This is a genomic window from Oceanicaulis sp. HTCC2633 (genome assembly GCF_000152745.1).
Lineage (GTDB): Bacteria > Pseudomonadota > Alphaproteobacteria > Caulobacterales > Maricaulaceae > Oceanicaulis.
Genome location: NZ_CH672428.1, coordinates 294,146 through 306,832, shown reverse-complemented (window position 1 = coordinate 306,832; position 12,687 = coordinate 294,146). Strand labels below are relative to the sequence as shown.

The window sequence follows — 12,687 nt, the reverse complement described above, 5'->3', positions numbered from 1 at the left end:
CCCTCCAGCGATGGATTGCGCCGGATCGGTCCGGTCCTCAACGCCCAGCTCATTGGCGGTCGGCAGGGTCAGCATCATGATGCCTCTGACCCCGGTGGCGCTGACGGCGTCCTCATCCCAATGGGATTCCTGATAGGCCTGCGCAGCCAGCCAACGCCAGTCGATGCCGGTCTCCGCCGCAGCCGCCTCGAAATGCGGTCTCAGAGCGGGCAGTCGTTCCTCAAGACGGCGGATGAAACGCGCCGTGTCGACATAGTCGAACTGACGGGTCGCGCCATACCAGCGCTGGTCCAGCCGCTCCAGAAGGCCGGTTTCATGCAGGCGTTCGGACCAGGCATCCAGGGCCTCGCCCAGCTGGGTTTCGGTGGGAAGAACAAGCGCCAGCGAGCGCTCTTCGCTCAGATCAAGCGGCGTCAGAAGTTCGGGAAACCGCAGGCGGGCATGCGCGACGAGCGTTGAATCCGCCACCGTGCAGTCCAGCGTCTCGGCCTGCACCGCTTCCAGCAGCGGCAGGGCGGAGGGCGCATCCACAGTGCGCCATTCAAGCTCGGGATGGTCCGTGCGAAGCGCCTGCAGGGTTTCGACATAGCTCGACCCCTGAACCACCGCGATATCGACGCCGGACAGATCCTCGAGCGCTTCGATGCGTGGACCGCCGCGTCGGCAGACAAGCTGTTCGGTCACCGTCTTGTAGGCCGGACCGAAGGTTACATGCGCTGCGCGCGCCTCGGTCATTGTCACCCCGCCGGCCGCCAGATGGCCACGGCCTGCCGCGATGTTCGTGAGCAATTGCCGCAGATCGCGTTGCGGCTCGTACCGGACGCTCACGCCCAATTCCTGGGCGAGATCCTTCACCAGAGCGACTTCATAGCCTTCCGGCTCGCCATCCTCGTCCAGATGATAGGTAGTGGGGCTTTCCAGCGTCAGGACAATCAATTCGCCGCGTTCGACGATCTGATCAACTGTCTCGAAGCCCGCCGGTTCAGGCGAGCTGCAGGCGACAAGAGCGGTCAGCGACGCCAGTGCGCCGCCACTCCATCGCGCGGATGTGCTCCACAACCCCATGGATATAAACCTAGGGGCTTTGACGCTCGACGCCAAATCCGAACCGGGGCAGCGCAGTCTCACGGTTCAATGAAGAACCGCTTACGCACTGTCTTAAATGCGCTTTTCGCCTTCATGCCGACAAGCCTCTCACCAAAGAAAAACGGCGCCAGGAAAACCCTGACGCCGTTCAAGCCGGATCGTCCGGTCAGTCTAGTTCAGGCTTGTGCGCAGGCTGACGCCCCAGATGCGGGGTTCGTTGACGAAACCCGTATTGTTGTTGAAGTCGATACCGCCAACGAGATTTTCTTCATCGGTGAGATTGCGCACGAACACTGCGGCTTCCCAGTCCCGGCCATTGGCGTTGCCGGCATAGCCCAGACGCAGCCCGCCCTCGAAATTACCGTCCGAATAGAATTCCTCAGACTCATAGATGAACAGGTTCGTCCGGCCCTGCCAGAACCAGTCTGTGTAGACAAACCACTCCCCGCCCCATTGCGACGGCACGCCGTAACGCGCGGTCAGGCTCAGGATGTAATCGGGCGCTTGCGGGAAGGGATTGCCGTCAACTTCAACAAAACCGTCATTGTCCGCATCCGGGTCGGTAGGCGTGCACTGGCCGGAGCCGCACGGCGCCACTTCCAGCGCAGAATCCTGCAATTCCGTTTCATTCCAGCTGAAACCGGCTGTCACCAGCAGGTTCTCGCCGATGAGGAATTCTGAATCCACTTCCAGCCCGTAGCCCACGCCTTCATCGGCGTTCACCAGCTGCACGAGGTTGCCGGCGCCCCCAACAGCTGACAGCTGCAGATCTGAAACCGTGTAATAGAACGCCGTTGCGTTCACGCGCGCCCGCCCATCAGCGAACTCGGACTTGAAACCGCTTTCATAGGAGATCGAGGTTTCGCTCTGAGCGACCGACGGCTGGGAGAAAAACGCCACGTCCCGCGCCTGAATGGTCGGGCCGCGGAAGCCCCGGGCCACCCGGCCAAAGACGGCGAAATCCTCATTGACGTCGTAGAAAGCCGACAGATCCCAGCTGACCTCTTCATCGGAGACGTTCACCGGCGCAACCGGAAAGGCGGCGAGCGGCACGGTCAGGTCTTTCTCGTCGCTGGTGTAGCGCAGACCGCCTGACAGGCGCAGCTGGTCATTGAGCTGGTGGCTGACCTGGCCGAACAGCGCCCAGAGCTGGTTCTCATGGGTCACCGTGGTGGTCGGCGGAAAGCCGATCGGCGAAGACGTGGTCACTGAAAACTCGGAGTCGAACCAGTAAGCCCCGACCTGCCAGCTCGTTGCACCGTCCGTATCCGAAGCCAGACGGATTTCCTGCGAGACCTGCTGGAGGTCATCCAGCGCATCCTGGGTTTCGGACTGGAAGGGAATGAAACCCGGGCCAGCGGGATTGCCGCCATCGATATCGCCCAGAGAGAAGCCGTCGGCGTACTCGTATCCGGTGATCGAGGTAAGGGTCAGGCCATCCAGATAGCCGTTCAGGGTCAGGCTCGCGCCATGCCCTTCATATTCCTGCGGATTGTTGGCCGGGGAATCAAAGAAGACGGCATCCCGATCAAAATTGCCGTTCAGCGCGTTGGAGCCCGTGCTCAGGATGTTGGCCCGGAACACTGCAGACGTGCCCTCGAAGTCCCGCGCATGCACATTCAGCAGAGCGTCGAATTGATCATTGGGCGTGTACAGAAGCTGCAGGCGGACCGCCTGTTCGTCAAATCCGCCCAGAGCATCCTGCTGACCGGAGAAGTCATTGTCGATCCAGTCATCGCGATGCTGGCGCAGGATGGACAGACGCGCGCTCAGCGTCTCCTCGACCAGCGCGCCGCCGATTGCGCCTTCCACATTCACCGTGCCCAGGGAGCCTGCGGTCAGGCTGATGAATCCATCCGTCTCTTGCGTGGGGCGCACGGAGTCAAAGCGGACAAGCCCCGCAGTGGTGTTTCGGCCAAACAGCGTGCCCTGGGGTCCACGGGCGATCTCGACCTGATCGATATCGAACAGGGGGAAGCTTTTCAGAATGACGTTTTCCTGGACCACGCCATCCATGAGGACGGAGACCGGCTGGGAGGCGGCGAGATCGAAATCGGTATTGCCCAGACCGCGGATGTAAAAGCGCGGGGCGATTCGGCCATTGGAGCTTTCCGCGTAGACGCTGGGCGCGCGCGCGGCCAGTTGCAGGATGTCCCCGCCCGCCTCGGTAATGGCCACAAGGGTCGGCTTCTGCACCGTGGTGACGGAGGCGGCGACATCCTGAACATTCTCGGCCCGGCGCGTCGCCGTCACGATGATGGTGTCCAAACGCTCTGGCGTGGTTTCGACGTCATTGGCCAACGCTGCGAAGGGCGCGGCCGCACTCAGGGCCAGGGCGCTCACCGAGCCGGCGGCGAGCATGGAGAGGCGGGATTTGAACTGGGGCACGAGTTCGACTCCGTGAGAGCGCCTGAGAATCAGGACGCGAGAGGTGGAGATCCATCGCTTCGGCATGCCGGAGCGGGCTCGTTCCGAGCGTGTTACGGATTTTTATCAGCAGCAAAAGAGAAATATGACACTTCAAGGCTTTAAGAAGCGTCGAGTGTGCACTTGCAGCAACACACGCGCAGATAATCCGTGAACAGAGCTTTCCGCTCCGATCTCATCGCCCGGCCTCCAGGTCATTCAAGGACCAGTCGTATTCATATGCGTGTATGGATTGTTGCGCCCTTATCCGGGATTCCAGGTCGGGATCGGCGTACTCCAGCAAATGCGCGATGACACCGGCGTCCGACCCTCCGAAATCCTCTTTGAACCAGTCATAGATTCGGGAGGCCACCAGGCCGTCCCCTGTCACCCGAACGCCCCGCGGATGATTGATGTAGGCGCGCGCCGCAGTCTCAAGATCCATGCTCAGCGTGTCGCCGCGCCAGGCGGTCGGCTTGAGGTTCGGACACCCGATCGAGGCGCAATTGACCGCGTAATGCACCAGAGGCGCCTCGAAGCGTTCTCGCAGGATGCCGTGCTCTATGTCATCCAGGGACAAAGCCTGTCCCTCCAACTCGACCCGGTTCACCCCCCAGGGGCCGATGGACCAGGGACGGGGACGAATTTGGCGGATCGATCTTTCGGGCGCTTCATCGACGATCAGGCGCACCGTCACGGCGTTGTACAGATTGGCCCAGAAAGCGAACGCGTCATCGGGCTCGAGGGTGCTGACGGGGAAGCGCTCCAGTGACGCGATATAGGCGTTCAGGGCCTCTCGGTCGGCGTCATCGGCGCGGAGTCCCCGATAATCAAACCGATTGATCCCGTCCGCGCCCTCCACGAGATAGGCGCGCAGAAGACTGTCCCAGGGCTGGTGGATATCGGACTGAGCCTGTGAAGATGCGGGCAGAACAAGGCTGCACGCCAGTAACCACGTCGCGATGAATGCTTTCATGTCACGCTCCCGATCTCGGAAGGGTAGACTAGCGCGCCTGCCTCCCAAGACCAGTCACGCCCCGGTGAGAATCGGGCATGGTCAAACGCTTGTGATCATCAAACCGGAAGCCCGCCCATGATCGACCCTGTTCGTATCCAGCATTCGCTTGAAGACGGCGTCATGGCGGGCTGGCGCTGGGCCAATCCGGGTGCGCCCCTTCTCGTGTTCGCACACGCCAACGGCTTTAACGGCGGGGTCTACAGACAGGTGCTGCAGCCCTTGTCAGAGCATTTCGAGATACTCGCGCCCGACCTGCGCGGCCATGGCCGCACCACCCTGCCCGCTCATCCCGCCAGCCATCACAGCTGGAACGTCTATGCCCGAGACCTGCTGGCGTTCTATGCGCAACTCGACCGCACGCCCGCACTGCTGGCCGGTCACTCCATGGGCGCGTCGAGCACACTGCTGGCTGCAGCGCAGATGACAGACGCCCCGCCCCTTGCCCTTGTCGAACCGGTCGTTCTGCCGTCCTCGCTCTATCTTATGGCGCGCTCTCCGCTCTGGCGCTTCATGAAGGGCACGGTCAAGCAGGGCCAGATGGCGCGCAAACGCTCGAACGGCTGGCCGGACGCAATGAGCGTCGCTGAGCGCTATCGCACCCGCCCCACTTTCGCCCGGTGGGCGGACGGCGTGCTGGAAGACTATCTCGAGGATGGCCTCACGCTGGATGTGAACGGCGTGCGCCTGTCTTGTGATCCGGAATGGGAGGCGGCCAATTTCGAGGGTCAGGCGCATGACCTGCTCAAGGCCGCGCGTCGTGTCGACGGCCAGATCCAGGTGCTCAAGGCCAGCAAGGCCTCGACGGTCATCAATGCGCGTGGCCTTGAACGTCGCGGCGCCCGGATCGAGACCATCGAGGGCGGCCATCTCGCCCCCATGGAGCAGCCGCAGGCCGTGTCCGACTGGCTCAGGCAGGCCGCAGACAGGGCGGGCGTCTGATTCAAAAAGGCCGGGCGTTCGCCCGGCCTTTTCTCGTCTCTGCTCGGAAAGCCTACTTGCCTTTTTCGCGGCTGGCTTTCTTGCGCTCGTGCTCAAGCAGGAAGCGCTTGCGGATGCGGATGCTTTCCGGGGTCACTTCGACCAGCTCGTCGTCATTGATGAATTCAAGCGCGTATTCGAGCGTCACGCGGACCGGCGGGGTCAGGACCACCGCTTCGTCCGTGCCCGAGGCGCGCATGTTCGTCAGCTTCTTGCCCTTGAGCGGGTTGACGATCATGTCCTCTTCGCGGGCGTTCAGGCCCACGACCATGCCCTCATAGACCTCGACGCCATGGCCGATGAACAGCTTGCCGCGCTCCTGGATGTTCCACAGGGCGAAGGCCAGAGCCTTGCCGGTCTCCATGGAGATGATCGCGCCCTTGGGACGCTGACCCACCTCGCCGGCAGACCGCGGCGCGTAGTGGTCAAACGTGTGGAACATCAGGCCCGAGCCCTGTGTCAGGGTCAGGAATTCCGACCGGAAGCCGATCAGGCCGCGGGTCGGCGCCATGTATTCAAGACGCACCCGGCCATTGCCGTCGGGCTCCATGTTCTTGAGTTCGGCCTTGCGAGACCCCAGGCGCTCCATGACGCCGCCCTGATGCTCTTCCTCGACGTCGATGGTGAGCGTCTCGAACGGCTCGCACATCACGCCGTCGACTTCCTTGTAGATCACCTGCGGGCGACCCACAGCGAGCTCGAAGCCTTCACGACGCATGGTTTCGATCAGCACCGACAGGTGCAGTTCGCCCCGGCCGGAGACGAGGAACTTATCCGCATTGTCCTGCTGCTCGACGCGCAGGGCCACGTTGTGGATCAGCTCGCGATCAAGGCGCTCCTTGATCTGGCGCGAGGTGACGAACTTGCCTTCGCGACCGGCGAACGGGGAATCGTTCACCTGGAAGATCATCGAGATGGTCGGCTCGTCCACCGTCAGCGGCGGCAGGGCTTCCACGTGATCGGGATCGCATAGCGTGTCGGAGATGTTCAGCGGATCGATACCGTTGAAGGTGATGATGTCGCCAGCGGAGGCGGAGTCACGCTCGACCTTGTCCAGGCCATGGAAGCCGAACACCTGCAGCACCTTGGCGCGACGCTCGACGCCGTCGGCGCCCACCACCACGACCTGCTGGTTCTTGCTCAGCTTGCCGCGACGAATGCGGCCAAGACCGATCACGCCGGTATAGCTGGAATAGTCCAGCGCCGAGACCTGCAGCTGAAGCGGAGCGTCCTGGTCCACCTGCGGATGGTCCACCCGGTCCACGATGGCCTGGAACAGCGGGTTCAGATCGCCGCCGCGCTGATCCACATCCAGCGTCGCCCAGCCTTCCAGCGCGGACGCGTAGACGACGGGGAAGTCCATCTGCTCATCCGTGGCGCCCAGACGGTCAAACAGGTCAAAGGTCTGATCGACGACCCAGTCCGGACGCGCGCCCGGACGGTCGACCTTGTTGATCACAACGATGGGCTTGAGGCCCAGCGCCAGCGCCTTCTTGGTCACGAAGGTGGTTTGCGGCATCGGGCCGTCCACGGCGTCCACGAGCAGCAGCACCGAGTCCACCATGGACAGCACGCGCTCCACCTCGCCGCCGAAATCGGCGTGTCCGGGGGTGTCCACGATGTTGATCGCATAGTCGTTCCAGGTCACCGCCGTGTTCTTGGCGAGAATGGTGATGCCGCGTTCTTTCTCCAGGTCATTGGAGTCCATGACGCGTTCGACAGCCGCAGCGCGTTCGTCGAACGTGCCCGATTGCCGGAGAAGCTTGTCCACCAGGGTGGTCTTGCCATGGTCGACGTGCGCCACGATGGCGATATTGCGAATGCGCTCGACGGGAGCGGTCATGGGGAGGTCCTTGTCTCGCAGATCTGTCTCTTCGCAGGTGCGAAGCCTGCGGTCTTTGGCGCTCTCATACAGGGCGAAATTGAATTCGGCTAGCACTGGTCGCCGCTCGTCTGGCGGTCTAGCTTGCCGTTCAAATCATCACCATGACAAAATCGGGCCGAATAACGGCTCATGGGGAGACATCATGAAGAGCATTTTGCGTGCGAGCTTGCTCGCGCTCGGCGCCGCGCTTTACGCCGCCCAGGCCCATGCAGAGCCCATTTCCTTCTATATGCCGGAGGACGTCACCTATTCGGACGCCATTCCGGCGCCTGAGGACAGCTTTGGGTATGAAGTCGGCTCGCGCCCGGTCCGCCATGGCGACATGGTGACCTATCTTCGCGAAGTCGCGGCCGCGTCAGATCGGGTGACCGTGGAGACCATCGGCTACACCCATGAACAGCGCCCGATTCTCTTCTTCACGGTGACCTCGCCGGAGAACCAGGCCCGAATCGACCAGATTCGCGAAGCGCATCTGGCGCGCCTGCGCGGAGAAGCCGTCGCTGAAGACACGCCGCTGGTGCTGTGGATCAATTTCGGCGTCCATGGCGCGGAATCCTCCGGCATGGATGCAGCCATGCCCGCGCTCTATCATTTCGCCGCCGCCAGCGACGCCGATATCGGAGATACGCTGGACGACACGGTCATCCTGTTCACCGCCGTGTTCAACCCGGACGGCCATTCGCGCCGGGTGAACCATGTGGAGACCTTCTTCTCCCAGGCGCAGAACACGGACCCTGCGGACGTCATCCATAATCTGTGGACCGAGGCGCGCACCAACCATTACTGGTTCGACCTCAACCGCCAGTGGCTATTGCTGACCCAACCCGAGGCCCAAGCCTGGATCGGCAAATGGCATGAATGGAAGCCGATGGTCTCTGCGGACTATCACGAGATGGGGTCGTCGAGCCCGTTCTACTTCCACCCCGGCGAAGCGCTGCGCCGCAACCCGCTCATCCCCGAGCGGGCGCGGGATCTGACCTATCGCATCGCCCAGCAGCACACATCGGACTTTCTCGACCCCGAAGCGCGGCTCTACACCACCCAGGAGGGCTTCGATAACTTCTATATCGGCAAGGGCTCGACCTATCCCCAGATCAATGGCTCGCTCGGCATCCTCTTCGAGATCGGCGCGGCGCGCGGCGGCGAGATCGAAACCGATCGCGGCCTCGTCACCCATGGCGACAATGTTCGCACGCAGTTCCGAACCGTCCTGACCACGGTCGAGGGCGCGCGCAATATCCGCGACGAGCTGATCGATTATCAGCGCAGCTATTTCGAACAATCCCTGCGCATGGCGAGCCAGGACAATCGCCGCGCCTATGTTTTCACGGCGGCGGGCGACCCCGAGCGGGCCAACCGGTTTGTCCGACTGCTGCGCATGCACGACATTGAGGTGTATGAGCTGGAAAGCGATGTGCGCGCCGATGGGCGCACCTACCGCGCCGGCCAGTCCTTCATCGTTCCGATGAGCCAGACCCAGCACCGGATGATCCGGGGCATTTTCGACCAGGTCACCGAGTTTGAAGAGAACATCTTCTATGACGTGTCCGGCTGGACCCTGCCCCTGGCGTACGACCTCGACTATTCGGCTCTCAGCGGCCTGCGTTCGGTCTCCTGGTCCGATGACCTGGCGACGGGCGACTTTGAAGCCGCGCCGGCTCCGGACGTGGCGCCCTATGGCTATGTGCTGGAATGGTCGCACACCTATGCGCCGCGCGCCCTGAACCGCGTTCTGTCAGCGGGCCTCTACGCCCGCGCCGGTACCGAACCGGTGACAGCGGAAACCACGCGCGGCCGGGTCGAGCTGGGCCGCGGCGCGATCTTCGTGCCCTATGCCCGTCAGGATATGAGCCGCGAGGACATTCACGCCCTGATGCAGACCATCGCGCAAGAAGATGGTGTCACCGTGCACGCGCTTACCTCCGGCCTGACGCCGACCGATGGCGCGGACTTTGGCGCCGCCGGGATCTTCCGCGCGCTAGAGCAGCCCCATGTCCTGCTCGCCTTTGATGACGGTCTGAGCCGTTATGACGCCGGTGAAATGTGGTGGACGCTCGATCACCAGCACGACATGGAAGTCACCCTTGTGCGCAAGGATGATGTCGGCGGCCTGAACCTGGGCGATTACACCCACATCATTCTGGTGGGCGGCAATGCCCGACTGTCCGCCTCCGCCGAAGAAGCCGTGAGCGACTGGATCCGTCGAGATGGCGGCGCCCTGATCGCCACCCGTCAGGCCGCGATCTGGGCGCAGGAAGCCTTCTTTGACCGCGAGGAAGAGGACGAAGAAGAGCGCAGCGAACCGCTGGAACGCCTCAATGTCTCCGAGATGGCGGTGCGCGAAGCCGAGCACGTCATTGGCGGGGCATTGTTCGAGACCGACCTCGACATCTCCCACCCGCTGGGTTTCGGTTTCAATGACCGCACCCTGCCCGTTCAGCGGAACATGACCAGCGTGCTGATCCGCCCTGAAGACGACCCCTATGCCGTGGTTGCCGAGTATACGGATGAACCGCTGCTGTCCGGCTACGCTTCGGAGCGTCGCCAGACCGAAATCGCGGGCACGCCGGCGGTGGTCGCAGAGCGCCTAGGTCGCGGTTCGGTCATCATGATGGCCGACAATCCGGTCTTCCGCGCCACCTTCCCGGGCTCTGAGCGCCTTCTGATGAATGCGATCTTCTTCTCGGGCATGATTGACGGCGCGCGCGGCGTCTATGAAGAGGAATAGGCGCTGAAGCCATAAAGACAGAAACGCCCCGGCCATTGGTCGGGGCGTTTTGCTTTCCGGATCAGAATTGGCCGTGCCGTCCCTGCCCTTGTGTGAAGCGCGTTGCGCCCTCCACAGTCTCGCCGCTGGCGAGTGTCTTGAGACCCAGGCGGGTCTCATTGATGAGCGCTGCCGACTCATCCAGCGACCATTGCTCCAGCGCCGAGTGGCGATCATGGCGCAGGCAGAGCTGGGGGAAGGCCGCGATCTGGTCCGCCAGTTCCAGCGCCGTCTCCAGAGCCTTCCCTTTGGCGCAGGTACGATTGGCGAGCCCGATCTGGAGCGCTTCTTCGGCTCCCACGGCGCGGCCCGTCAGGATCATGTCCATGGCGCGCGACTGACCAATCAGGCGCGGCAGGCGGATCGTGCCGCCATCAATCAGCGGCACGCCGAAGCGGCGGCAGTAGACGCCGAAGACGGCATCCTCCGCCATCACGCGAAGATCACACCAGATCGACAATTCCAGACCGCCGGCCACTGCATGGCCCTCGACCGCCGCGATTACGGGCTTTGACAGGCGCATGCGCGACGGCCCCATCGGGCCATCTCCGGTCTCCTCGACCCGGTTACGCCCTTCCCCCGTGCTGACAGCCTTCAGGTCAGCGCCCGCGCAGAACGTCCCGCCCGCCCCGGTCAGGATGGCGACGGAGAGCGTCTCGTCCGCGTCAAACTGGCGAAAGGCCTCCGCCAGCTTGTCAGCGGTCGGGCCGTCCACGGCGTTGCGCCGGTCGGGACGGTCAATGGTGATGATGGCAACGGCGTCGCGCGTCTCGTACTGAACGCTCATGGCTGTCCTCCCCTTATGTTTTGACAAAGGGTCGGACAGCGCCTCGGCTCAGGCAAGCCTTATTGGACGGGCGCCTGCACCTGTGAGGTTTGCAGCGTGTAGAAGCGCAGGGTCAGATCCCGGCCCTTGACGGCGTTGTAGCCCTCAAGTTCGGCGAGCTGACGCACGTTTGCGCCATTGAGAGCCGCGCGGAAGCCTTCGTCCTCGGACTGGTCCACAATGGCGAGACCGCACTCGGGATGGTTCAGCAGATAGGCCGCCGTATCCGCCCCGTCCGTGCCCAGATGGATATCGGTGGAGAAGTTGAAGACGTTGGACGGCTCGCGATAGCCCGCCGTCGCCACATCCAGCACCTCACAGCCGGTGAACGAGTCGGCGATGCGCGCCGCGTTATAGGAGGGCCAGAGCTTGTGCACGCCCGGAATGGCGACGCCGAAGGCAACCACATAGACCGCGCAGGTGGCCGCCGTGACCGCGAGAAAGCGCGTGAGATCCGGCTTGAGGGCGAGGATGATCAGGCTGATCACCGCCAGGACGCCGAGAGCCGCCGTGATCTGGCTGGCAAGACTTACGCTCTCGCCAAACTCGATCTGACCGAGCCAGGGCACCAGCCCCACGGCGCCGCCCACGATGATCGCCAGCACAGCCAGAACGCCGAACAGCGTCCATTGCTTCCAGCCGCTCAGGAGCGCCCGGGCGTTGACCAGTCCGATCCCGATCAGGATCGCGATGGCCGGGAACATGGGCGAGACATAGTGCGGCAGCTTGGTCTGGATGAGTTCAAACACCAGCCAGGACGGCAGGATCCAGACGAGCAGGAATTGAACCACCGCCTCGCCCTTGCGCGCCCAGGCGGCGAGCGCCGCGAGGCCCAGTAGCGCCGAGGCGGGCCAGAGCGTCACCGGCATCAACAGCGTGTGATAGCCGAACGGACCGCCATGGCTGTCATCCGCCACCCCAACCTTGCCGAACAGGGCGTGACCGACGGATTCCTGGAAGAAGCCCCAGTCTGTCTGGATGTTGATCGCGATCAGCCAGGGCAGGAAGATCGCCAGCGCCAGCGCGAGACCCGGCAAAGGCCGGATCTTCAGCAGCAGCTTGGGGTCTCGTTTCAGAGCCACATAGCCGATCAGGGTCAGGGCGGTGACCATGAAGAAGATCGGCCCCTTGATGGCGATGGCGGCCCCGGTCCCGGCCCACAGTACGGCGGGCCAGCCCCAGAATTTGGGTTTCGCCTCCTCGACCTTCAGCATCAGCATGGCGAGCGCGACCTGCGCGAACATGCCCGCCGCCAGCAGCGCCGCGTCGGTCTTGGCGGTCCTGGCCTCGATCTGCATGGCGAGGCTCAAAGCCATCACGAGGCCCGCGATCAGCCCCACGCCGGGCGAGAACAGCCGCGCGCCCAGCCAGGCGGTCAGCGCCACGGCGATGATCGAACCGAAAAAGCTCGGCAGGCGGTGCGCGCCGATGGGCGCATCATCCCCGCCAAAGGGCTGGGTGGTGATCACCTGCAGCCAGTAGATGCCGCTGGGTTTGACGTGTCGCGGATCGCCCTGGAAACGGATATCGACATAGTCCCCCGTCTCCATCATCTGCCGGCTGGCCTGAGCATAGCGCGCCTCGTCCCGGTCCATGGCCGGGATCGAGAACAGGCCCGGGAAATGGGCCAGAACCGCCACGATCATCAGCATGATCCAGGCGCGAACAGAGAGCCCCCCGGTCTCGCCGGGCTGGGTCAGAGACTGCGTGAAACCGGTCAT

General features: G+C 63.3%; 8 protein-coding genes. 2 read left to right on the top strand and 6 right to left on the bottom strand.

Annotation, left to right across the window (positions count from 1 at the left end; genetic code table 11):
- The 3 genes from OA2633_RS01570 to OA2633_RS01560 all read right to left on the bottom strand — a co-directional run.
- Positions 1-1,065: transporter substrate-binding domain-containing protein (locus OA2633_RS01570; protein ID WP_009800718.1), on the bottom strand; the 1,065-nt coding region annotated here is incomplete at its 3' end.
- A gap of 192 nt (positions 1,066-1,257) precedes the next feature.
- Positions 1,258-3,447 carry a TonB-dependent receptor domain-containing protein gene (locus OA2633_RS01565; protein ID WP_040612888.1) on the bottom strand — a complete coding sequence of 730 codons (2,190 nt, stop codon included), beginning with the start codon at positions 3,445-3,447 and terminating at the stop codon, positions 1,258-1,260.
- A 241-nt stretch (positions 3,448-3,688) separates the two neighbouring features.
- Positions 3,689-4,468: a DUF547 domain-containing protein gene (locus OA2633_RS01560; RefSeq protein ID WP_009800716.1), complete on the bottom strand. Its 780-nt coding sequence runs from the start codon at positions 4,466-4,468 to the stop codon at positions 3,689-3,691.
- A gap of 117 nt (positions 4,469-4,585) precedes the next feature.
- Here OA2633_RS01560 and OA2633_RS01555 point away from each other — a divergent pair, with 117 nt between their 5' ends.
- Positions 4,586-5,449, top strand: coding sequence for an alpha/beta fold hydrolase (locus OA2633_RS01555; protein ID WP_009800715.1), 864 nt, complete (start codon positions 4,586-4,588; stop codon positions 5,447-5,449).
- Between the two features lie 52 nt (positions 5,450-5,501).
- On the opposite strand, the gene typA is transcribed toward OA2633_RS01555, so the two are convergent.
- On the bottom strand, positions 5,502-7,331 hold the full coding sequence (gene typA, locus OA2633_RS01550; protein ID WP_040612885.1) for a translational GTPase TypA: 1,830 nt from the start codon (positions 7,329-7,331) through the stop codon (positions 5,502-5,504).
- Positions 7,332-7,515: 184 nt separating this feature from the next.
- Between typA and OA2633_RS01545 the strand changes: the two genes are divergently transcribed.
- Positions 7,516-10,101 (top strand): M14 family zinc carboxypeptidase, encoded by a 2,586-nt coding sequence (locus OA2633_RS01545; RefSeq protein WP_009800713.1) that lies wholly within the window; start codon positions 7,516-7,518, stop codon positions 10,099-10,101.
- 61 nt (positions 10,102-10,162) lie between these two features.
- Here OA2633_RS01545 and OA2633_RS01540 read toward each other — a convergent pair whose 3' ends face one another.
- Positions 10,163-10,927 (bottom strand): crotonase/enoyl-CoA hydratase family protein, encoded by a 765-nt coding sequence (locus OA2633_RS01540; RefSeq protein ID WP_009800712.1) that lies wholly within the window; start codon positions 10,925-10,927, stop codon positions 10,163-10,165.
- A gap of 59 nt (positions 10,928-10,986) precedes the next feature.
- Entirely contained in the window at positions 10,987-12,687 is a 1,701-nt protein-coding gene (locus OA2633_RS01535) for a glycosyltransferase family 39 protein (RefSeq protein WP_009800711.1), read from the bottom strand.

Bases quoted from the DNA above. Each gene is read 5' to 3' on its own strand.
- OA2633_RS01565 (WP_040612888.1), bottom strand. From the start codon at position 3,447: ATGCTCGCCGCCGGCTCGGTGAGCGCCCTGGCCCTGAGTGCGGCCGCG.
- OA2633_RS01545 (WP_009800713.1), top strand. From the start codon at position 7,516: ATGAAGAGCATTTTGCGTGCGAGCTTGCTCGCGCTCGGCGCCGCGCTT.
- OA2633_RS01535 (WP_009800711.1), bottom strand. From the start codon at position 12,687: ATGACCGGTTTCACGCAGTCTCTGACCCAGCCCGGCGAGACCGGGGGG.
- OA2633_RS01560 (WP_009800716.1), bottom strand. From the start codon at position 4,468: ATGAAAGCATTCATCGCGACGTGGTTACTGGCGTGCAGCCTTGTTCTG.
- OA2633_RS01555 (WP_009800715.1), top strand. From the start codon at position 4,586: ATGATCGACCCTGTTCGTATCCAGCATTCGCTTGAAGACGGCGTCATG.
- OA2633_RS01540 (WP_009800712.1), bottom strand. From the start codon at position 10,927: ATGAGCGTTCAGTACGAGACGCGCGACGCCGTTGCCATCATCACCATT.
- typA (WP_040612885.1), bottom strand. From the start codon at position 7,331: ATGACCGCTCCCGTCGAGCGCATTCGCAATATCGCCATCGTGGCGCAC.